19 protein-coding genes and 1 tRNA gene are annotated in these 21,755 nt (G+C 69.2%); 15 read left to right on the top strand and 5 right to left on the bottom strand.

All coding sequences use genetic code 11. From position 1 onward, the window contains the following. Positions 1–65: 65 nt before the first annotated feature. From MRBLWH11_RS16010 to ilvC, 3 genes are all read left to right on the top strand, one after another. The gene (locus tag MRBLWH11_RS16010; protein ID WP_341945530.1) at positions 66–1,868 is read left to right on the top strand and encodes an acetolactate synthase large subunit; all 1,803 of its coding nucleotides are present in this window, start codon (positions 66–68) and stop codon (positions 1,866–1,868) included. 3 nt (positions 1,869–1,871) lie between these two features. Beyond that, entirely contained in the window at positions 1,872–2,384 is a 513-nt protein-coding gene (ilvN, locus tag MRBLWH11_RS16005; RefSeq protein WP_116635136.1) for an acetolactate synthase small subunit, read from the top strand. Positions 2,385–2,467: 83 nt separating this feature from the next. Beyond that, positions 2,468–3,496 carry a ketol-acid reductoisomerase gene (ilvC, locus tag MRBLWH11_RS16000; protein WP_243408881.1) on the top strand — a complete coding sequence of 343 codons (1,029 nt, stop codon included), beginning with the start codon at positions 2,468–2,470 and terminating at the stop codon, positions 3,494–3,496. Positions 3,497–3,561: 65 nt separating this feature from the next. On the opposite strand, the gene MRBLWH11_RS15995 is transcribed toward ilvC, so the two are convergent. Continuing rightward, positions 3,562–6,396: an FAD-binding and (Fe-S)-binding domain-containing protein gene (locus MRBLWH11_RS15995; RefSeq protein ID WP_341945529.1), complete on the bottom strand. Its 2,835-nt coding sequence runs from the start codon at positions 6,394–6,396 to the stop codon at positions 3,562–3,564. Positions 6,397–6,470: 74 nt separating this feature from the next. Here MRBLWH11_RS15995 and MRBLWH11_RS15990 point away from each other — a divergent pair, with 74 nt between their 5' ends. Next, positions 6,471–7,127: a GntR family transcriptional regulator gene (locus MRBLWH11_RS15990; RefSeq protein ID WP_341945528.1), complete on the top strand. Its 657-nt coding sequence runs from the start codon at positions 6,471–6,473 to the stop codon at positions 7,125–7,127. Between the two features lie 17 nt (positions 7,128–7,144). Here the strand turns inward: MRBLWH11_RS15990 and MRBLWH11_RS15985 are convergent, their stop codons facing one another. Continuing rightward, positions 7,145–8,083, bottom strand: a complete 939-nt coding sequence (locus MRBLWH11_RS15985) for a hypothetical protein (protein WP_341945527.1) — start codon at positions 8,081–8,083, stop codon at positions 7,145–7,147. Between the two features lie 80 nt (positions 8,084–8,163). Between MRBLWH11_RS15985 and MRBLWH11_RS15980 the strand changes: the two genes are divergently transcribed. From MRBLWH11_RS15980 to serA, 3 genes are all read left to right on the top strand, one after another. Beyond that, positions 8,164–8,628, top strand: a complete 465-nt coding sequence (locus tag MRBLWH11_RS15980; protein WP_116635131.1) for a hypothetical protein — start codon at positions 8,164–8,166, stop codon at positions 8,626–8,628. Then, positions 8,625–8,957: a hypothetical protein gene (locus MRBLWH11_RS15975; protein WP_341945526.1), complete on the top strand. Its 333-nt coding sequence runs from the start codon at positions 8,625–8,627 to the stop codon at positions 8,955–8,957. Before MRBLWH11_RS15980 ends, MRBLWH11_RS15975 begins: the two co-directional genes overlap by 4 nt. 114 nt (positions 8,958–9,071) lie before the next feature. After that, entirely contained in the window at positions 9,072–10,676 is a 1,605-nt protein-coding gene (gene serA, locus MRBLWH11_RS15970) for a phosphoglycerate dehydrogenase (protein WP_341945525.1), read from the top strand. Between the two features lie 66 nt (positions 10,677–10,742). On the opposite strand, the gene MRBLWH11_RS15965 is transcribed toward serA, so the two are convergent. Continuing rightward, on the bottom strand, positions 10,743–11,285 hold the full coding sequence (locus MRBLWH11_RS15965) for a TetR/AcrR family transcriptional regulator (protein ID WP_341945524.1): 543 nt from the start codon (positions 11,283–11,285) through the stop codon (positions 10,743–10,745). Between the two features lie 63 nt (positions 11,286–11,348). On the opposite strand from MRBLWH11_RS15965, the gene MRBLWH11_RS15960 reads away from it, so the two are divergent. The 5 genes from MRBLWH11_RS15960 (at position 11,349) to MRBLWH11_RS15940 (ending at position 17,224) form a co-directional block, all read left to right on the top strand. Then, entirely contained in the window at positions 11,349–12,884 is a 1,536-nt protein-coding gene (locus MRBLWH11_RS15960) for an MFS transporter (RefSeq protein ID WP_116635127.1), read from the top strand. A 73-nt stretch (positions 12,885–12,957) separates the two neighbouring features. Continuing rightward, positions 12,958–14,001 (top strand): 3-isopropylmalate dehydrogenase, encoded by a 1,044-nt coding sequence (locus MRBLWH11_RS15955; RefSeq protein WP_116635126.1) that lies wholly within the window; start codon positions 12,958–12,960, stop codon positions 13,999–14,001. 61 nt (positions 14,002–14,062) lie between these two features. After that, positions 14,063–15,163, top strand: coding sequence for a branched-chain amino acid aminotransferase (locus MRBLWH11_RS15950; RefSeq protein ID WP_116635415.1), 1,101 nt, complete (start codon positions 14,063–14,065; stop codon positions 15,161–15,163). 28 nt (positions 15,164–15,191) lie between these two features. Then, positions 15,192–15,968 carry a fumarylacetoacetate hydrolase family protein gene (locus MRBLWH11_RS15945; protein ID WP_116635125.1) on the top strand — a complete coding sequence of 259 codons (777 nt, stop codon included), beginning with the start codon at positions 15,192–15,194 and terminating at the stop codon, positions 15,966–15,968. Continuing rightward, positions 15,965–17,224 (top strand): MFS transporter, encoded by a 1,260-nt coding sequence (locus MRBLWH11_RS15940; RefSeq protein ID WP_341945523.1) that lies wholly within the window; start codon positions 15,965–15,967, stop codon positions 17,222–17,224. The genes MRBLWH11_RS15945 and MRBLWH11_RS15940 overlap by 4 nt, the downstream gene beginning before the upstream one ends. Positions 17,225–17,240: 16 nt before the next feature. Here MRBLWH11_RS15940 and MRBLWH11_RS15935 read toward each other — a convergent pair whose 3' ends face one another. After that, positions 17,241–18,485 carry an acyl-CoA dehydrogenase family protein gene (locus MRBLWH11_RS15935; protein ID WP_341945522.1) on the bottom strand — a complete coding sequence of 415 codons (1,245 nt, stop codon included), beginning with the start codon at positions 18,483–18,485 and terminating at the stop codon, positions 17,241–17,243. 172 nt (positions 18,486–18,657) lie between these two features. Between MRBLWH11_RS15935 and gltX the strand changes: the two genes are divergently transcribed. Beyond that, positions 18,658–20,163, top strand: a complete 1,506-nt coding sequence (gene gltX, locus MRBLWH11_RS15930; RefSeq protein ID WP_341945521.1) for a glutamate--tRNA ligase — start codon at positions 18,658–18,660, stop codon at positions 20,161–20,163. A 225-nt stretch (positions 20,164–20,388) separates the two neighbouring features. Here the strand turns inward: gltX and MRBLWH11_RS15925 are convergent, their stop codons facing one another. Continuing rightward, positions 20,389–20,835 carry a VOC family protein gene (locus MRBLWH11_RS15925; protein ID WP_341945520.1) on the bottom strand — a complete coding sequence of 149 codons (447 nt, stop codon included), beginning with the start codon at positions 20,833–20,835 and terminating at the stop codon, positions 20,389–20,391. Between the two features lie 133 nt (positions 20,836–20,968). On the opposite strand from MRBLWH11_RS15925, the gene MRBLWH11_RS15920 reads away from it, so the two are divergent. Continuing rightward, positions 20,969–21,520 carry an ABATE domain-containing protein gene (locus tag MRBLWH11_RS15920; protein ID WP_341945519.1) on the top strand — a complete coding sequence of 184 codons (552 nt, stop codon included), beginning with the start codon at positions 20,969–20,971 and terminating at the stop codon, positions 21,518–21,520. 106 nt (positions 21,521–21,626) lie between these two features. Beyond that, positions 21,627–21,698, top strand: a tRNA-Gln gene (locus MRBLWH11_RS15915). Positions 21,699–21,755: the final 57 nt, after the last annotated feature.

Below are 21,755 nucleotides of genomic sequence, written 5' to 3'. Positions count from 1 at the left end.
CGTTCGATGGGTTCCTGAGCCCGTCGAAGGAGCGGATTCCTCTTCAGATCACCAGAAGGAATGTCATGACTGCTGACTCCGTCTCGGCCGTGCCGAGGCCGCCCGCCCGCCAGACTTCAGCGCCGGAGATCTCCGGCGCCGAAGCTGTCGTCCGCTCGCTCGAGATGCTCGGGATCAAAGACGTCTTCGGCATCCCCGGAGGTGCCATCCTCCCCGTCTACGACCCGCTGATGGACGCGTCCGAGCTCCGCCACATCCTCGTGCGCCACGAGCAGGGTGCCGGCCACGCGGCCGAGGGATACGCTTCGGCGTCCGGCAAGGTCGGCGTCTGCATCGCGACGTCGGGCCCCGGAGCCACGAACCTCGTCACGGCGATCGCCGACGCCTACATGGACTCCGTCCCGCTGCTCGCGATCACCGGTCAGGTGTTCTCGACGCTGATGGGGACCGACGCGTTCCAGGAGGCCGACATCGTCGGCATCACGATGCCGGTGACGAAGCACTCCTTCCTCGTGAAGGACGCGGCCGATATCCCCGGTGCGCTGGCCGCCGCCTACGAGATCGCCTCGACCGGCCGCCCCGGCCCCGTGCTCGTCGACATCACGAAGGACGCGCAGCAGGCCATGGCGCCGTTCGTCTGGCCGCCCAAGGTCGACCTCCCCGGCTACCGCCCGGTGACCAAGGCCCACGGCAAGCAGATCCAGGCCGCGGCCGCGCTGCTCGCCGAGGCCAAGAAGCCGGTGCTGTACGTCGGCGGCGGAGTGATCCGCGGACGCGCGTCGGCCGAACTCCTGGCACTCGCCGAGACGACGGGCGCCCCCGTGGTCACCACCCTGATGGCGCGCGGCGCCTTCCCCGACTCGCACCCGCAGCACCTCGGCATGCCCGGCATGCACGGCACGGTCCCGGCGGTGCTCGCGCTGCAGGAGGCCGACCTGCTCATCTCGCTCGGCGCCCGCTTCGACGACCGTGTGACCGGCAAGGCCGCGCTGTTCGCTCCGCACGCGAAGGTCGTCCACGTCGACATCGACCCGGCCGAGATCTCCAAGATCCGCACGGCCGACGTGCCGATCGTGGGCGACGTGCGCGATGTGCTCACCGACCTCGACGCCGCCTACCGCGGTGCGACGGCGGGCTCCCAGCCCGACACCGAGGAGTGGTGGTCGTACCTCGACGGACTGCGCACCGAGTTCCCGCTCGGCTACACCGCGCCGACCGACGGGCTCCTCGCACCGCAGCACGTGATCCAGCGGATCGGCGAGCTCACGGGACCTGAGGGCGTGTACGCGTCGGGCGTGGGCCAGCACCAGATGTGGGCGGCGCAGTTCATCAAGTACGAGCGTCCCAACGCCTGGCTGAACTCCGGCGGCGCCGGAACGATGGGCTACGCGGTTCCGGCCGCGATGGGCGCCAAGGTCGCCGAACCGCACCGCCCGGTCTGGGCGATCGACGGCGACGGCTGCTTCCAGATGACCAATCAGGAGCTCGCTACCTGCGCGATCAACGATATCCCGATCAAGGTCGCGATCATCAACAACTCGTCGCTGGGCATGGTGCGGCAGTGGCAGACGCTGTTCTACGACGGTCGCCACTCCAACACCGACCTCAACACGGGTCACGGCACCATCCGCATCCCCGATTTCGTCAAGCTCGCCGAGGCGTACGGCTGCCTCGCGATCCGCGTGGAGAAGGAGGACGAGGTGGATGCCGCCATCAAGCTCGCCCTCGAGACCAACGACCGTCCGGTCGTGATCGACTTCGTCGTGAGCGCCGACTCCATGGTGTGGCCGATGGTCCCGCAGGGAGTCAGCAACAGCTATGTCCAGTACGCGCGCGACCACGCGCCGAGCTTCGACGAAGAGGACTGATCCATGTCGACCCACGTGCTGAGCCTGTTGGTGGAAGACCGTCCCGGCCTTCTGACCCGTGTCGCCGGGCTGTTCGCCCGTCGCAGCTTCAACATCGAATCCCTCGCGGTCGGCGTGACCGAGGTTCCGGGGATCTCCCGGATCACGGTCGTCGTCGACGTGGAGGAGCAGCTTCCTCTCGAGCAGGTGACCAAGCAGCTCAACAAGCTGATCAACGTCATCAAGATCGTGGAGCTGGACCCCGCCTCGTCGGTGCAGCGCGAGCACATGCTCGTCAAGGTGCGCACCGACAACGCCTCGCGCTCCAACGTGATCGAGGTCGTGAACCTGTTCCGCGCCTCGGTCGTCGACTACGCGCCCGACGCGCTCGTGGTCGAGGTCACGGGCGACAAGGGCAAGGTCGAGGCCCTGCTCAAGGCGCTCGAGCCCTTCGGCATCAAGGAGATCGCCCAGTCGGGCCTTCTCGCGATCGGCCGCGGTGGCAAGAGCATCACCGAGCGCGTCCTGCGCGGCTGACAGACATCACATATCCCAAAGGTTTCGCCGCTCGTTGAGCGAGCGGAGCGAGACGAAACGCAATGAACAAGGAGAAACACACCGTGAGCACCGAGATCTTCTACGACGCCGACGCCGACCTGTCCCTCATCCAGGGCAAGAAGGTCGCGATCGTCGGCTACGGCTCGCAGGGCCACGCCCACGCGCAGAACCTGCGCGACTCGGGTGTCGAGGTCGCCATCGCCCTCAAGGAGGGCTCCAAGTCCGCCGCGAAGGCCGAGGAGGCCGGCTTCGCGGTCAAGACCGTCGCCGAGGCCACCGAGTGGGCCGACCTCATCATGATCCTCGCGCCGGACCAGCACCAGCGCATCATCTACAGCGAGTCCATCGCGCCGAACCTGACCGCGGGCAAGACCCTCGCGTTCGCGCACGGCTTCAACATCCGCTTCGGCTACATCGACGCTCCCGAGGGCGTCGACGTGATCCTCGTCGCCCCGAAGGCGCCGGGTCACACGGTCCGCCGCGAGTTCGTCGCCGGCCGTGGCATCCCGGACATCATCGCCGTCGAGCGCGACGCATCGGGCCAGGCCTGGGACGTCGCCCTCTCGTACGCGAAGGCCATCGGCGGCACGCGTGCCGGCGTCATCAAGACGACCTTCACCGAGGAGACCGAGACCGACCTGTTCGGCGAGCAGGCCGTGCTCTGCGGTGGCGTCAGCCACCTCGTGCAGGCCGGCTTCGAGACCCTCACCGAGGCGGGCTACCAGCCGCAGATCGCCTACTTCGAGGTGCTGCACGAGCTGAAGCTCATCGTCGACCTCATGTGGGAGGGCGGCATCGCCAAGCAGCGCTGGTCGATCTCCGACACCGCCGAGTTCGGCGACTACGTCTCCGGCCCCCGCGTCATCGACGCCCGCGTCAAGGAGAGCATGCAGGGCGTCCTCGCCGACATCCAGTCCGGTGCCTTCGCCAAGCGCTTCATCGACGACCAGGACAACGGGGCCGAGGAGTTCCTGGCGCTGCGCGCCAAGGAGGAGACGCACCCGATCGAGGTCACCGGCAAGGAGCTGCGCTCGCTCTTCGCCTGGAAGCAGCAGGACGAGGACTACGTCGACGGCAGCGCTGCGCGCTGATCTGATCCACGAAGAACGGGCGCCCCTTTGCGGGGGCGCCCGTTCTTTCATCGTCCGGCCTGGTCTCAGCCGCGGGTGAGCTCCTCGAGCACCTCGACCACGTGGCGGTACGGCTGGCCGGTCGCGCGGGTCATACCGATCTCGCATGTGCGGTTCGCCGAGACGAAGGCATCGAATCCGCCGCGGTCGGCATCCGCCGCACGGACCTCCGCCGATTCGACGGCCGTCGCGCTGGCGGTGAGCTCGGGGTGCAGCATGCCGCGGTCGCCGGCGAAGGCGCAGCATCCCCATCCGTCGGGGACGAACACCTCGGTGGCGACGGCCGCGGCGATCTCGGTGAGCGCTCCCGTCGCGCCCAGCGCGGTCGTCGAGCAGGTCGGATGCACCGCCACGCTGTCGAGCTTCGCCGACACCGTCACGCGGGGGAGCACCTCCCTCGCGATGTAGGTCGTGGCGTCCTCGATCACGAGCTTCGCGTACTCCGGGTACTCGGCGACGGACTTCGCGAGCATCGTGTGCAGTCCCTCGGTGCAGGATGCCGCGTCGCACACGACCGGGAGCTCACCGTGCCGGCTGGCCTCCCAGAGCGACGAGAGCACCCGCTCCGTCATCCGGTCGTAGCCCGCGAGGTGTCCCTTCGACTTCCAGGGTGTGCCGCAGCACATGCCGCCGGTGTCCTCCGGGATGACGACCGCGATTCCCGCGCGGTCGAGCAGAGCGCGGACCGCGTCGCGGGAGCCCTCTCCGTGGCCCTCCGCGCCGAACATCGTGCCGATGCACGCGCCGAAGAACACCGCGCGGGCATCTGCAGGGTTCTGCGCCGCCGGAGCCTTCGTGCCGCCGCGGGGGAGCCCGCCGTCGTAGAGCGGCACGGTGTCGTCGCCGAGGATCGCGCGACCCACCCGGGTCACGCCCTTCACGAGGGGAGCGGGCATCGCGGCGGCGAAGGTCAGAGCGGTGCCGCCGACGCGTGTCACGGCCCCCCAGCCCTTGGCGGCGGCGTCCCAGACCGTGTCCTCGATCTTCGACGACTCCTCGGCGCGCAGGCGTCGGACCAGTTCGCCCGTGTTGATGTCGACAGGGCACGCGACGCCGCACATGCCGTCGACCGCGCAGGTCTGCACACCGTCGTAGTCGTAGTCGGCCTTCAGATCCTGCAGCAGCGCGGTGTCGCCCTGCTCCTCGGCCCAGGCCATATCCCGCCGGATCACGATGCGCTGGCGCGGCGTGAGGGTGATGCTCTTGCTCGGGCACGTCGGCTCGCAGTAGCCGCATTCGACGCAGCGGTCGACCTCGCTCTCGACGGTCGGCACCCGCTTGAGATCGTCGAGGTAGGAGTCGGGGTCGTCGGAGAGGACCACGCCGGGGTTGAGGATGAGGTCGGGATCGAGGAGCCTCTTGATCTCCCACATCATGTCGGTCAGCTCGTCGCCGTATTGGCGCCGCACGAACGGGGCCATGATGCGTCCGGTGCCGTGCTCGGCCTTGAGCGATCCCTGCTGCGACAGCACCAGGGCGACCAGATCGTCGGTGAAGCGCCGGTAGCGCGCGACGCTCGCGGGGTCGTCGAAGCGCTCGTTGAGCAGGAAGTGCACGTTCCCGTCCTTCGCGTGACCGAAGATGACGGAACCTTCGTACCCGTGCTCCGCGAAGAGCTCGATGAGCCGCTCGCAGGTGGCGAGCAGGCGGGGGACCGGCACGACGATGTCCTCGAGGAGCGCGGTCGTGCCGGAGGGACGCGCGCCGGCGACGGCGGTGTACAGGCCCTTCCTGACGTGCCAGAGCGCTGCCCGCTCCGCGGCATCCGTCGTGAGACGCGGCGCGATGGCCAGCGGCAGCGACTCGAAATGGGACTGCGCTGAGATGCTCGCCGCCGCGAGCCCGGCGTCGTCGGAGGCGTGGACCTCGACGAGGAGGGCGGCGTGCCCCTGCACATCGATCTCGGCGATCGTGGCCGGCACATCGCTCAGGCTCTGCGCGACCCGCAGCGATGCGGCGTCCAGCAGCTCGATCGTGGCGAGGCCGAGGTCCGCGAGAGCGGGCAGCGCCGTCATGGCGGCCGAGAGCGTCTCGAACACCAGCAATCCGGTGGCGATCGCGGGCCGGATCTCGATCGTCCGGAAACGGGCTTCGGCGACGAAGGCGAGAGTGCCCTCCGAGCCGATGATGAGGTGCTCGAGGATCCGCACCGGGTCGTCGAAGTCGAGGAGGGCGTTGAGCCCGTAGCCCATCGTGTTCTTCATGGAGAACTGCTGCCGGAGGAACGCGACGTGCTCCGGCGAGGCGAGGAGCCGCTCCCGGAGTGCCAGCAGCCCGTCGACGACAGCGGGTTCGGCGGCGCGGAGCAGGGCGCCCGCCTCAGGATCGCCGGTGTCGAGGATCGTGCCGCTCGGGAGGACGATCCGCATCGACTCGATCGTCTGGTACGAGTTCTCGGTGATGCCGCAGGCCATGCCGCTGGAGTTGTTGGCGACCACGCCGCCGATGGTGCACGCGATCTCGCTGGCGGGGTCGGGGCCGAGCTTGCGGCGATAGCGCGCGAGTCGCGTGTTGACCTGGCGGACGGTGGCGCCCGGTCCCACGCGCACCGATGCGCCACCGTCCTCGACGGCGATCTCGCGGAAGTGACTGCGGGTGTCGACGAGGATGTCGCCGCTCACGCCCTGCCCGGAGAGGCTCGTGCCGCCGGAGCGGAACGTCATCGACCGACCGGCGGCGCGGACGGCGCCGAATGCCCGGGCGACGCCCTCGGCATCCGCGGGGGAGAGGACGGCGTCGGGGATCAGGAGGTAGTGCGAGGCATCGTGCGCTCGCGCGAATCGATCGATCGAACGGGAGTGGACCTCGGTCGACGACCCGAGCAGGGCGGGGTCCAGCGGTTCTGCGAGTGTGGTCGTCACGGTGCTCCTCTGCTCCGCTCGAGGGATTGTCTGACAAGTGTACTGACTCGCGGAGGTCTGGATAGACTGCTCGGATGACGACGGACGCTGCACTGGGAATCGTCGGCGTGGTCGACGCCGTCACCCTCCGACTCCGCGAGCGCATCCTGAGCGGTGACATCCGCTCCGGCGAGCCGCTCACCGAGGCTGCGGTGTCCCAGACGTTCGGCGTGGCGAGGCCCAGCGCGAAGGCGGCGATCGAGCAGCTGGTCGCCACCGGTCTGCTGGTCCGCACGGCGCACCGCTCGGCACGCGTCGTGGGAATCGATCCGGAGACCGTTCGCGACGTCTACCGCACGCGGTCCCGATTGGAGAGCGCCGCGCTCCGCGAACTGGCGATCACCCGCGCCGTGCCCGCGTCGGCGGTCGAGGCGAACGCCGAGATCCTGGCGATGCCGCCCGGTCCCGATGCCGCGACCGTCGACCCCGATCTGCGGTTCCACACCGCTCTCATCGACGCGCTCGGCAGCGAGCGGACGGCACGGATGTATCGCAGCGTCCTCGACGAGGCGCGACTCTGCATGGCGCAGGTGCAGGGCCGCCGCCTGCTGGACGCCGCGGTGATCGCCGCCCAGCACGCCGAGATGCTCGAAGCGGTCGCCGCAGGCGAGGGCGACCGTGCCGCCGCACTCCTCGCCGCGCATCTCTCCTCGGCCGAAGAGCGACTGGTCGACGCCGTCGTCGCCGAGTGACGCCGCTCAGCCGGCCGTCACTCGGCCGGCGCCTCCTCGACCTGGATCGGGGCGTCGGCGGGATCGGCCCAGACCGGAGCGGGCAGCAGCGTGTCGACCTGCCCCGCCTGGATCGCGCGGAGGGCCTCGGTGATCTCGTCGGCGTTCTCCGGCACGGCCAGGTCGCAGGCGCGGAGCTCGGAGGCGAACTGCAGCGTGAGGCGGATCTTGCCGGCCTCGACGGCCTCGGCCGTGGTTCCGGTGCGGATCTCGCTGCCCGTCTGGATCGCGGACACCTGGTCGCAGACGTGGTAGACCGCTCCTCCGTCGACCCAGACGACCTCGTCCTGGCCGAGGAGCTGGATCACGGCGGACTGATCCGCGGTGTACTGCTCGACGGACGGCGGGTTGAAGTCGATGCCCAGGACGACCGTGAGCGCCGCGAGGGCGATGCCGACGATGCCCGCCGTCGTCTTCTGCCCCTTGTCCATGTCCTTGTTCAGGAAGATCAGGATGATGAGCGGGAGGAACGCCACGATGGCGATGATCGCTCCGAGCTGGTTCTGGACGAAGAACCTGACCGTCTCGGACTTGCGCGCAGGGTCCAGGCGGTTCGCCTTCTTCCAGAGCACCGAGCCGGTGATCGACAGTGCGGCGATGACGACGAGCAGGACGAGGAGGGCGATGAACGCCCACTGCGGGAACTGCGCCGTGACGCCCTGCTCCTGGAGGAGGCCGGTGTCGGGGTCGCGCACGAGCGTGCCGTCCTCGCCGACGAAGACCCGCTGACGGAGCAGCCAGAAGATGCCGACCGCCTCGCCCGCGATCGCGATCGCCCAGAGGACCCCGGCGATCCAGCGGAATGTCGTCGCCTTCTGCTTGGCGGCAGCCGTGGGCACCCAGCCAGCGGAGGGTTCTCCGGTGCCGGCGTTCGTCGCGACCTGCTCCGTGCGATCGACCTTCTTCTTCTCAGCCACAGCGGTCCTTTCCCCCTGCCGAAGGCCTCCGCGGCCCGATGCCCCCGAGCATAGTGGACCGCGTGTCCTACTCTGGGGACATGACTTCCGATTCCGACGACGCCCTCCGCTGGGACGGCGACGAGGCGCGGACGCCCGAGGATCCGGCGCTGCCGCGCGGATGGAACGCCGTGGGGAAGGGCAGCGCCGATGTCGGCCGGATCGAGGACGACGGATCCGTCACGCCGGCGGAGGAGCCGGAGCGCGCCGGGCTGAGCACGGCGATGCTCCTCATCCTCGGCGTCGTCGGCGGCGTCTACCTGCTGTACACGATCGGCTGGGTGGTCGGCGGGCTGCGGCTCAAGCCGCTCGCCTCGTTCCTCGTCGACGATGCGATGTTCCTGCCGTGGTTCGTGCTCGCCATCGCCGCCCCCGCCCTCTGGTTCCTGGCGACGTGGGTGCTGACGCGGGGGAGAGCGGCCTGGGTCAGAGTCGCCTTCCTGCTCGCCGGCGTCGTCCTCCTCGTGCCCTGGCCCTTCGTCACCGTGGGGGTGATCGGATCATGACCGATGCGCAGAGCGCACCCATCGCGGCCGGTTCCCCGCGCTGGGTCGTCGGGGTCGTCCTCGGCTTCACCGGACTCCTCTACGCTTACGCGGTCTGGAACGCGGTCGCGCATCTGATCAACATGGCGCGGACCGGCCTGACCGGAACCGGCTGGATCACGCTGCTGTTCGGGGTGGTCTTCCCCGTGATCGTCTTCGTCTTCGCGTTCCTCATCGGCCGGCGACGTCGTGTGGGGGAGTTGGCCCTGTCCCTGCTGGCAGGGCTCGGGATCGTCGCCGTCTTCTGGATGAGCCTGATCGCGTTGAGCCTGACCCTGCCCAGCGCCTGAGCGTCACACGCACGGAGCGTCGCGAGCGCTCGGGTACAGTTGAGGTGATCGCGCCCCCATGGTGTGCGGCGCATCGGCCCCTCCCGCCTGTCGCGCTGCCCCGAAGGATTCTCTGTGCCGAAGCCCGTTGTGCTCATCGCCGAAGTGCTCTCTCCCGCCACGATCGAGGCTCTGGGCCCCGACTTCGACGTCCGTGACGTCGACGGCACCGACCGCGAGGCGCTCTTCGCCTCGCTGGCCGAGGCGGACGCGGTGCTCATCCGCTCGGCCACCCGTATCGACGAAGAGGCCCTGGCCCACGCGCCGAAGCTGAAGGTCGTCGCCCGTGCCGGCGTCGGGCTCGACAACGTCGACATCAAGGCCGCCACGGCTGCCGGTGTCATGGTCGTGAACGCGCCCACGTCCAACATCGTCTCGGCCGCCGAGCTCACGGTCGGGCACATCCTCAGCCTCGCCCGCCGCATTCCGGCTGCGCACGCATCGCTCGCCGCCGGGCAGTGGAAGCGCAGCTCGTTCACCGGCGCCGAGCTCTTCGAGAAGACCGTCGGCATCGTCGGCCTCGGCCGGATCGGGGCGCTCGTCGCCGCGCGCCTCGCCGCGTTCGACATGCGCGTCGTCGCCTACGACCCCTATGTCACCTCCGCCCGCGCGCAGCAGCTCGGTGTGCAGCTGCTGTCGCTGGACGACCTCGTGGCCGAGGCGGACTTCCTCACGATCCACATGCCGAAGACGCCGGAGACCACCGGCATGATCGGCGCGGAGCAGTTCGCCGCGATGAAGCCGACGGCGTTCGTCGTGAACGTCGCGCGTGGCGGCCTCATCGACGAGGAGGCTCTGCACGAGGCGCTCGTCGCCGGCGAGATCGCCGGTGCCGGACTCGATGTCTTCACCTCCGAGCCGCCCGCAGAGGGAGGATCGGCACGGCCGCTGCTCGACCTGCCGAACGTCGTCGTCACTCCCCACCTCGGAGCGAGCACGGAAGAGGCGCAGGAGAAGGCGGGCGTCTCGGTCGCCAAGTCCGTGCGGCTCGCGCTCGGGGGAGACCTCGTGCCGGATGCCGTCAACGTCGCCGGCGGCGTCATCGACCCGTACGTCCGCCCCGGCATCTCGCTCGTCGAGAAGCTCGGCCAGATCTTCGCGTCGCTCGCGACCTCGCCGCTCACGAGCCTCGACGTCGAGGTGCACGGCGAGCTCAACGACTACGACGTGAGCGTGCTCAAGCTCGCCGCCCTCAAGGGCGTCTTCACGAACATCGTGAGCGAGACCGTGTCCTACGTGAACGCGCCTCTGCTCGCCGAGCAGCGCGGCATCGCGGTGCGTCTGCTCAAGGACGATGTGAGCGACGAGTACCGCAACGTGATCACGCTCAGCGGTGCGCTCTCCGACGGCTCGCAGCTATCGGTCTCCGGAACGCTCACCGGTCCGAAGCAGGCCGAGAAGCTGGTCGGGATCAACGACCACACTCTCGAGCTGCCGATCGAGAAGCACCACGTCGTCATGCTCTACACCGACCGCCCCGGCATCGTCGCGGTGTACGGCCAGAAGTTCGGCGAAGCGGGCATCAACATCGCCGGAATGCAGATCGCTCGTCAGGCGGCCGGCGCGCAGGCGCTCAGCGTGCTGACGCTCGACTCGCCGGTGTCCGAGGATCTGTTGGAAGACGTCAGCGCCGCGATCGACGCCGACCTGTTCCGTCAGATCGAGATCACCGAGGTCTGAATCACCGCGCGATGAGGGCGGGGAGGCGAGAGCCTCTCCGCCCTCATCGCGTTCGGCGGCTCGGGGCTACGAGGTGGTCTTCAGGACCAGGGCGATGAGGGCCGCGAGCTCGTCGTGATGGGGAACGAGGCGCTCCGGCCCGTGCACGTCGAGCGAATTGTTGAAGTACAGGCCGTCGCTGAGCAGCATCACGAGGTCGAGGCTCGTCCGGTCGCGCACATGCGGACGGATCGCGTCCTCCCAGCGGCGCCGGTTGTTGCGCAGGCCCTCCGCCGCGGCGACCGAGCCGCCCTGGGCGAGACGCGACGCGGCGATCAGTGCGCGATCGAGGGCGTCGTCCTCCATGACCGAGGTGCGGATGTAGTAGGCGACCGGCCCTTCCTCGGCTGCCGACATGACCTCGAGGTCTGCAGTGGTCAGCGTGTCGAGCCGCTCCAGGAGCCCGGCCGCGAGCTCTTCCTTCGATCCGAAGTGGTAGAGCAGCCCGCCTTTGGAGACACCGGCTGCTCTGGCCGTGGCGTCGAGCGTCGCCGCCCGCTCGCCGTCGGCGATGACGATGGACTCGAAGGCGTCGAGCACCTTCTCACGTGCGAGGGGAGGGCGGGGCATATCTGTTACTATACCAGCTGGACGGTTCACTAACGAGGCCGCCAAGATCCTGAGAGGTGTTCCATGACCCGTACTGCGTCGATCCCGACGACAGAGACGGATGCTCCCCGTGTCGGGGCCCGCGGCTGGGCGGCGCTCGTCGTCCTCATGCTGCCGGTGCTGCTCGTCTCGGTGGACAACACGGTGCTGAGCTTCGCGCTCCCCGAGATCTCCATCGCGCTCGCGCCCTCCGGTGCCGAGCAGCTGTGGATCATCGACGTCTACCCGCTGGTGCTCGCCGGTCTCCTCGTGACGATGGGCACCCTCGGCGACCGGTTCGGCCGGCGTCGCATGCTGCTGATCGGTGCCGTCGGCTTCGCCGCCGTCTCGGCACTGGCCGCGTTCGCGCCGACCGCGGGGCTGCTGATCGCGGCCAGGGCGCTGCTCGGCTTCTTCGGTGCGATGCTCATGCCGTCGACCCTCTCGCTGCTGCGCTCGATCTTCCAGAACCGGGACCAGCGCCGCATGGCGATCGCGGTCTGGGCCTCGGCCTTCTCGGCCGGTGCGGCGCTCGGTCCGATCGTCGGCGGGTTCCTGCTCGAGCACTTCGCCTGGGGGTCGGTCTTCCTCATCGCGGTGCCCGTCCTCATCCCGCTGCTGATCTGCGGGCCCCTCCTGGTACCGGAGAGCCGTGACCCGAACCCGGGGCGCATCGACCCTGTCAGCATCGTGCTGTCGATGGCCGCGATGATCCCCGTCGTCTACGCCATCAAGTCGCTGGCCGTCGATGGGCCGTCGCTCGTCGCGGGTGGATGGGCGCTGCTCGGCATCGCGATGGGCGTGCTGTTCGTCCGCCGGCAGAACCGTTCGACGGTGCCCATGCTCGACATGGCGCTGTTCCGGCGCGGGACGTTCTCGGGGGCCATCCTCGTGAACCTGCTCAGTGTCGTCGCCCTGGTCGGCTTCCTCTACTTCGTCTCCCAGCATCTGCAGCTGGTGCTCGGTCTGTCGCCGATGCTCGCTGGCATCGCGCTGGTGCCCGGCATGGCGGCGATGATCGTGGCCGGTCTCACGGTCGTGCCGATCTCGCGCCGTGTCCCGCCGCACGTGCTCGTGCCGAGCGCGCTGCTGTTCTCGGTGGCCGGCTACCTCATCGTCGCCTTCACGACCCACGCGCACGGCGTCGCGCCGCTGATCATCGCGTTCGTCGTGCTCGGGATCGGCATCGGCGCCGCGGAGACGATCTCCAACGAGCTGATCCTGTCGAGCGCCCCGGCCGAGAAGGCCGGAGCCGCGAGTGCGGTGTCCGAGACGGCCTACGAGCTCGGAGCCGTGCTCGGCACAGCGATCCTCGGCGGCATCATCACGGCGTTCTACCGCGGAGCGCTCGCGCTGCCGGAGGGGCTGCCCGCGGAGGTGGCGCACGCCGCGCGCGAGACGCTCGCCGGTGCCTACACCGCGGCGCGCGACCTCCCGGCGGCACTCGGCGACGCGCTCTGGAACGCCGCTGCCGCGGCGTTCGGCTCCGGCGTGATGGTGACGTCTCTGATCGGCGCGGGCCTCGTCGTCCTCGCGGGCGTGATCGCCGCCGTCACACTGCGCAAAGCCCCCTCGCACTGAGCACTACGCTGGGATGACCGGTCCGCTCCACGAGCGGAGAGCGTGACCGGCTCATCCCGGTGCAAGGAGTGTCATGTCGCGTGTCGTGAAGCTGGCCGTCATCCCCGGTGACGGCATCGGTCCCGAGGTCGTCGCCGAGGCCGAGAAGGTCCTCGAAGCGGTCACCGCGCAGAGCGACGTGGTCTTCGACAAGACCCGCTTCTCGCTCGGGGCCGCGCGCTTCCTCGAGACCGGCGACACGCTCACCGACGACGACCTCGAGGCCATCGCCGCACACGACGCCATCCTCCTCGGAGCGGTCGGCGGCACGCCGGGGGACCCCCGGCTCAAGGACGCGAACATCGAGCGCGGACTCCTCCTCAAGCTCCGCTTCACGCTCGATCACTACGTGAACCTGCGGCCGTCGAAGCTCTTCACGGGCGCGCCGGGTCCGCTGTCGAACCCGGGCGAGATCGACTTCGTCGTGGTCCGCGAAGGCACCGAGGGCCCCTATGTGGGCAACGGCGGCGCGATCCGCAAGGGCACGCCGCAGGAGGTCGCCAACGAGACCTCCGTGAACACCGCGTTCGGTGTCGAGCGCGTCGTGCGCTACGCGTTCGAGCTGGCCGAGCGGCGCGGCAAGAAGATCACCCTGGTGCACAAGACGAACGTGCTCGTGCACGCCGGCGCGATCTGGCAGCGGGTCGTGAACGAGGTCGCCGCCTCCCACCCCGACGTGTCCGTCGACTACCTGCACGTCGACGCCGCGACGATCTTCCTGGTGACCGACCCTTCGCGATTCGACGTCATCGTCACCGACAACCTCTTCGGCGACATCCTCACCGACCTCGCCGGCGCCGTCACGGGCGGCATCGGCCTGGCGGCATCCGGGAACATCAACCCGGACGGCGCGTTCCCGTCGATGTTCGAGCCCGTGCACGGCTCCGCTCCGGACATCGCCGGACAGCAGAAGGCCGATCCGACGGCCGCGATCCTCTCGGTCGCGCTGCTGCTCGACCACCTCGGCCTCGTCGACGAATCCGCGCGCGTGAGCGCGGCGGTCGAGGCTGATATCGCCGCCCGCAGCGCGGCTCGCACGACGGCGGAGATCGGCTCCGCGATCGCCGCGCGGCTCTGACCTTCAGGCGTAGGCTGAGAGGGCGCGACGATGCGCCCACCCACGAGGAATGGATGACGAGATGACGACCATCGATGCTGAGGCGACCGTGGCTCCACTGGAGTTCGCGGTGACGAAGAACCTGACCGCGGCTTCGCCGGGGCGAGTGGCCGAGGTCCACGAGAACCCGGGGTTCGGCGTCGTCTTCACCGACCACATGGTCGACATCTGCTGGTCCGCCAAGGGCGGCTGGCACCGGCCGCGCGTGCAGCCGTACGGGCCGATCGCGCTCGACCCCGCGGCATCCGTCCTGCACTACGCCCAGGAGATCTTCGAGGGCATCAAGGCCTACCGTCACGAGGACGGATCCATCCACACGTTCCGCCCCGACCGCAACGCGGCGCGGATGCAGGCCAGCGCCCGGCGCCTGGCGCTGCCGGAGCTGCCGACCGAGTACTTCATCCAGTCGCTGCGCGAGCTCGTCAAGGTCGACGGGCACTGGGTGCCATCGGGCGCCGACCAGAGTCTGTACCTGCGCCCGTTCATGTTCGCCAAGGAGGCCTTCCTCGGCGTCCGTGCGGCGCAGAAGGTCGCGTACTACGTGATCGCGAGCCCCGCCGGCGCCTACTTCTCCGGCGGCGTGAAGCCCGTGCGCATCTGGCTGTCCGAGGACTACGCCCGCGCGGGCAAGGGCGGCACCGGCAAGGCGAAGACCGGAGGCAACTACGCGTCGAGCCTGCTGGCGCAGAGCGAGGCCAGCGCGAAGGGCTGCGACCAGGTCGTCTTCCTCAACGAGCACCGCAACGTCGAGGAGCTCGGCGGCATGAACGTCGTGTTCGTCTTCAAGGACGGCCGCGTGGTCACGCCCGAGTCCGACAGCATCCTCGAGGGCATCACCCGCGACTCGCTGCTGCAGCTGGCGGAGGACCGCGGGTACACGGTGGAGAAGCGGCCGATCTCGATCGACGAGTGGCGCGAGGGCGTGGCATCGGGCGACATCGTCGAGGTGTTCGCGTGCGGCACGGCCGCGGTCGTGACTCCGATCGGCGCGCTGGTCGGCGACGGCTTCGACGAGCCGCAGCCCCTGGGCGAGCTGGCCCTGTCGCTGCGCGAGGAGCTCACCGACATCCAGTACGGTCGTCGCGAGGACCGGCACGGCTGGCTGCTCCGCCTCGACGCCTGAGGGGGAGCGCGCTCGCTAGGCTGGAACCATGAAGATCGCCCGGTTCAGCCACGACGACGCCATCATGTACGGGATCATCGACGGGACCGACCTCGTCGTGCTCGCCGGAGACCCGATGTTCTCGGGATACGAGACGACGGGTGCGCGCGTGCCGCTGGCGGATGCGGCGCTCCTCGCCCCGGTGATCCCGCGGTCCAAGGTCGTCTGCGTCGGCAAGAACTATCACGATCACGCCGCCGAGATGGGGGGAGTGGCTCCCGAGGAGCCGCTCCTCTTCCTCAAGCCGAACACCGCGGTGATCGGGCCGGGCGACGCGATCGTGCGGCCGACTCTGTCCGAGCGCACCGAGTACGAGGGCGAGCTGGTGGTCGTGATCGGCAAGATCGCGAAGAACGTGAAGGCCGAGAACGCGCTCGACTACGTGCTCGGCTACACGATCGGCAACGACGTGACCGCGCGCGATCTGCAGCGCAAGGACGGCCAGTGGTCGCGCGCGAAGGGCTTCGACACGTTCTGTCCGCTGGGTCCGGTCATCGAGACGGACTTCGATCCGGCATCCGCGAGCATCGAGACCCGCGTGAACGGCGAGGTGCGCCAGCAGGCGCCGCTCACCGACATGATCCATTCGGTCCCGGCGATCATCGAGTACGCATCCGCCGTTTTCACGCTTCTTCCCGGTGACGTCATCATGACCGGCACCCCGGCCGGCGTGGGCGAGTTCGGCGCCGGCGACGTCGTCGAGGTCGAGATCACAGGTCTGGGGATCCTCCGCAACAGCGCACGCGACGCCGCACCCGCGTCATGACCGACGTCGTCCTGACGGCGGCCGAGCAGTCCGCCGTGCAGCGGCGCACCGTGCTCGTGCTGTCGTTCGGGCAGGTGCTCGGCGGGATCGCATTCGGTGCCACGGTGTCGCTGGGCGCTCTGCTCGCCGCGGACATCTCGGGCAGCGATGCGCTCTCCGGTCTCGCGACCGCGTCGGTGACACTCGGCGCGGCGGTCTGCGCCATCCCTCTCGCTCGGCTGGCTGCACGGGTCGGGCGTCGGCGCGCCCTCACCCTGGGGAACCTGTTCGCCCTCGTGGGCATCGCGGTGGTGATCCTCGCCGCGTCGCTCCGGGTGTTCCCGCTGCTGCTCGCGGGGATCCTGATGATCGGCGCCGGCAACGCCGGCAACCTGCAGTCGAGGTTCGCGGCGACCGACCTCGCCGCTCCGCAGCATCGCGGTCGGGACCTCTCGATCGTCGTCTGGTCGACCACCATCGGGGGAGTCGCGGGACCACTGCTGCTGGGGCCGGGCGAGATCGTCGGCCAGGCGATCGGGATGCCGCCGCAGACCGGCTCCTATGTGTTCTCCTTCGTCGCGCAGTGCGCGGCGCTGATCCTGTACGTCGTCGCACTGCGCCCCGACCCGCTGCTGGCGGCCCAGCGACTCGCGAAGGCGGCGGCCGCCACCACCGGCGCGATCGTGGCCGACCGACCGGTGGTGGCGAGGTACGCCATCTTCGCGGTCGCGGGGTCCCATGTCGTGATGGCGTCCGTCATGGCGATGACTCCCGTGCACCTCTCGCACATGGCGCACGGTGCCCACGGGATGGCTCCGACGCCCGCAGACGTCTCGGCTCTCGTCGGCATCACCATCGCGCTGCATGTCGGCGGCATGTACGCGCTCTCGCCGGTCTTCGGTGTGCTGGCGGATCGCTGGGGCCGGCTCCGGGTCGTGCTGCTCGGCCAGGTCCTGCTCGCCGGCGCGCTGGCCTTCGCGATCTTCTCCGGAACCGAGCAATGGGGCGTGATCGTCGCGCTGATCCTGCTCGGACTCGGCTGGAGTGCGGCGACCGTGGCCGGCGCCGCACTCCTGACCGAGGCATCGGCACCGGACGTCCGCACGCGCCGGCAGGGGCGCAGCGACTCGCTCATGAGCCTCTCCGCCGCGGCCGGATCCGTGCTCGCGGGTGTCGTCCTCTCGAACTTCCAGTACGCGGGGCTCGGCGTCGCGGCATCCGTCCTGGTGGTCGTGATCGTGGTGCTCTCGCCGCTCGGGCGCACGTCGTCCCGCTGAGATCCCGCGACGCAGCTCACGTGTACCAGGTCGGCTCCGGCACCTCGCCGCGCAGCACGTAGTCGCCCACCTCGCGCTTCTTGTAGGCGATCGGGTCGTGCAGGCTGTGCGTGCGGAGGTTCCGCCAGAAGATGTCGAGCCCGACGGAGTTCGCCGACGCGCGGGCACCGGTGAGCTCGAAGACCTTCGTGGCGACCTCGAGACCGTCATCGACGATCCGCAGCTTGCCCGCCGCGATCCGCACCGCGATCTCGCCGCGCCGGCGCGCCGTGAGCTCCTCGCGCGGGGCATGCAGGACCGCGCTGATCTCCGCGCCCACGGCATCCAGCAGGGCCTCGTCCGCCCAGAGCTTGGATGCCAGCGTCCCGTAGCCCTCGAGCAGATACCACTCGTCGGTGGCGCGCTGCTTGTCGTCACCGCCGTACGGCCATGCCCGGGTGGTCGTACGGGTGTAGGCCGAGGCCGTCTCGAGCGCGCCCTGCGCGATGCCGAGGTAGAAGTTCGCGAACACGAGCTGGATCGCGGGCACGTTCAGCGTGTTGTACGTGAGCGGCTGGAAGACCTTGTCCACGAACCCGGCGGCGGAGGCCCAGGGCACCCGCACGTCGCGGATCTCGACCGATCCGGACTCCGTGAGCCGCTGACCCAGGTTGTCCCAGTCGCCGGCGAAGACGATGCCCTCCTGCGCGGTCGGCACGATGGCGAAGATGTGGGTGTCCGTGCCCTCGAGGATTCCTTCGAGGACCGTGAGATCCGAGACCCGGCCGCCGGTGGAGAACGACTTGGTCCCGGAGAAGACGAGGTCGTCGCCCTCTTCGCGGATCACCAGGTCGGAATCGCGAGGATTGACCGCACCGCCGAAGACGAAGCGGTTCACGGTGTAGAGCTCCTCGACGGCGGCGATCTGCTCGTCCGTCGCGACCAGCCGGGCCGCCCACGCCCAGAGGTAGTGGTACCCGAGCACCTGTCCGATCGATCCGTCGCCGCGTGCGACGGTCCGGATGACCTTGTAGGCCGTCTCCCAGCTCTCGCCGGCACCGCCGTGCGCGACCGGGCCGAGCAGCGTGACGAGTCCGGAGTCCTTGAGCAGCTGCACCTCCAGGTGCGGGGCGGCGTTGGCGCGATCGCGTTCGACGGCGTCGACCGACAGGATGTCGGCGACCTCCTGAGCGCGATCGAGCCACTCGATGCTCGTCCGCGGGGGTGCGGCCTCGCGCCAGCGGTCTCCGAGGCCTGTGGTCACTGCGTCTGCGATGGTCATGGTGTGCCTTCCTGTGGGGAACGTGTGCCGCAACGATAGGAGCCGGTCGCGGATCTCGCGCCCCGGATTACCGGGGGTGAGCGTCTGTTACCCGGAGTGTCCCGATACGTCGCCCCGGCACACCGGTCGAGCCGTCGGAGAGCCGGGCATCGCCAACTAGAATCGAAGGGCTATGGCTACCCCTCACCCCCTCACCACGACTGCACGTGGTGCCGACGTCCGCGTCCGCTTCTGCCCTTCGCCGACCGGCCTGCCGCATGTCGGCCTCGTGCGCACCGCCCTCTTCAACTGGGCGTACGCGCGTCATAACGGCGGCAAGATGGTGTTCCGCATCGAGGACACCGATGCTGCGCGTGACAGCGAGGAGAGCTACCGCCAGCTGCTCGACGCGCTCACCTGGCTCAAGATCGACTGGGACGAGGGTGTCGAGGTCGGCGGACCGCACGCGCCCTACCGGCAGTCCGAGCGCCACGACATCTACGGCGGGGTCATCGACAAGCTCCTCGATTCGGGCGCCCTCTACGAGAGCTTCTCGAACGCGGAGGAGATCGACGCCCGCAACGAGGCGAACGGCCGGGCGAAGCAGCTCGGCTACGACAACTTCGATCGCGACCTCACCGACGCGCAGAAGGAGGCGTTCCGCGCCGAGGGCCGCCAGCCCGCTCTGCGCCTCCGCGTTCCCGACGAGGACCTGACCTACGTCGACCTCATCCGCGGCGAGGTCACCTTCCCGGCGGGGTCCTTCCCCGACTTCGTCGTCGTGCGGCCGAACGGCATCCCGCTCTACACGTTCGTGAACCCGGTGGACGACGCGCTGATGGGGATCACGCACGTCCTGCGCGGCGAGGACCTCATGCCGTCGACCGCACGCCAGCTGTCGCTCTACGCGGCGCTCATCGAGGCGGGCGTCACGACCTTCGTGCCGCGCTTCGCGCACATGCCTCTCGTGCTGGGGGAGACCGGCAACAAGAAGCTCTCGAAGCGCGACCCGCAGGCCGACCTGTTCCTGCACCGCGATCGCGGCTTCATCCCGGAGGGCCTGCTCAACTACCTGGCCCTGCTCGGCTGGTCGATCGGGCACGATCGCGACGTCTTCTCCCTGGAGGAGTTCACCGCCGCCTTCGACGTCGAGAACGTCAACCCGAACCCGGCACGCTTCGATCAGAAGAAGGCCGAGTCCATCAACGGCGACCACATCCGCACGCTGGCGGAGAAGGATTTCGCCGAGCGCACGATCCCGTATCTGGCGGCCGCCGGCCTCTTCGACGAGCCGACCCGCGAGCAGCTCGTCACGGCCTTCCGTGTCGCGCCGCTGGTGCAGGAGCGCGTGCAGCTGCTCGGCGAGGTGCCCGGCATGGTCGGCTTCCTGTTCACGGATGACGTCTCGTACGACGCCGATGCGCTCAAGGGCCTGCCGGCGAACGCCGCCGAGGTGCTCGAGGCGTGTGTCGCGGCGCTCGAGCCGGTGAGCGAGTTCACCCCGGAGAAGATCCAGGATGCCCTCGCCCACGCGCTGGTCGAGACGCTGGAGCTCAAGCCGCGTGTCGCCTACGGTCCGCCGCGTGTCGCGATCACCGGTCGTCGGGTCTCGCCGCCGCTCTTCGAGTCGATGGAGCTGCTCGGGAAGGACGAATCACTGCGCCGTCTGCGGGGTCTCGCCGAGTTCCTCGCGAGCTGAGTTCCCCGAGTCCCGGGTCCTCTCGGCTCGCGTCGTCCGCGACGAGGCGGAGCCCTCGCTCCACGAGCGTCGCGGTCATGTGGGCCGCGTACCACTGCGGCCACTGCTCGTCGTAGATCCCGCCGAGGTCCTCCTGCTCGTGCACGCCATGCGCCGCGGCCGCGCGCGTGAGAAGGTCCTGGAGGATGCGCGTCGTCTCATCCATGGTGGTCCCGGCTTCGGTGATCAACGCCCGGGGAGGCGATCGACGATCTGCTGGATGATCCACTCGTTCCCGTCGGGATCGTCGAACGAGACGTACGACGAGTAGCTGTCGTGCTGGGTGTTCGCGCCCGGAAGACGGTTCCGATCGCCCGCCCAGTGGAAGATCCCGTCGGCGTCGTGCCATATCTCCGAGACGACTGCGCCGCCGGCGACGAGTTCGGCACGGGCCGCTTCGAGGTCGGGGGTGACGAGGTGCAGTCCGCGCACCGAGCCAGGAGCGGCATCCGTCAGATTCTCGCCGAAGATGATCGACGCCGTTCCCTTTCCCGGAGGCGTCACCTGGACGACGCGCAGACCGCGATCGGTGGTGAAGTCCGCGTCGAGGCGGAAGCCGAGACGCGTGTAGAAGGCCTTGCTGCGATCGACGTCGGAGACGGGGAGGACGACGATCTCGAGTGTGAGTTCCATGATGAGCCTGTTCGTGTGGGTGATCTGCGTAACTTGTTGAAGCGGTTACGACTCTTGCTCAACTCAACGTAACTTGTCAAGCAGGTTATTCCGGATTGCACAATTGCTTGTGACCCGCCAGAATGGTTACGCTATGCACGCCTTTCCCTGCGGGACGCCCGCCCTCGACTTCGTCGGAACGCTGCGCGCGCGCCGCAACGCGTCGCCCACGGAGAAGCTCGACTCGGATGCCGCGCTCACGGCATGGTTCGAGGAATCCGGGCTGGTCCACGATGCTCCGGACGTTGCGACCGGCGACCTCGAGGCGGCCATCGCCCTGCGTGAGGCCGTCTACGACCTCGTGAGCGCTCGACGGCGAGGTGATGCGATTCCCGGCCCGGCGAGAGAGATCGTGAACGGCTTCGCCGAGGGGATGCCGATCGGCGTGCGGCTCGACGGCGTCGTGCGGCGATCGGGAACCGTCGCCCAAGGGCTGTCGTCCCTGGCTCGCCAGGCCGTCGAGATCGTCGGAGGAGAGGATGCGGCGCTGCTGCGCGAGTGCGCTCGCCCCGAGTGCACTCAGGTGTATCTCGATCGGTCTCGCGGTCATCGGCGCGAGTGGTGCGCCATGAAGACCTGCGGCAACCGGGTGAAGGCGGCGAACTTCCGGGCTCGTCAGCGCGCGGACGCGGAAACATCGGCATGACGGGTCGCGCGCGACGCGCCCGGGGCGCGGGAGACACGGGGCGTTTTGGCGTTCTGCCCCTGCTCCGGTAGGCTTGATTCTCGGTGCGAGGCTCCGGTTTCGCCCTTGGGGTATGGTGTAATTGGCAACACGACGGTTTCTGGTTCCGTTATTCTTGGTTCGAGTCCAGGTACCCCAGCAAGATGAGAACCCTCGCGTGAGCGGGGGTTTTTTCGTTGAAGCGAGTGGTTCTCCG

The sequence above is a fragment of the Microbacterium sp. LWH11-1.2 genome (assembly GCF_038397745.1).
Taxonomy (GTDB): Bacteria; Actinomycetota; Actinomycetes; order Actinomycetales; family Microbacteriaceae; genus Microbacterium.
Note: the sequence above shows the minus strand (reverse complement) of the source record. Positions and strands in the feature narration are given on the sequence as shown.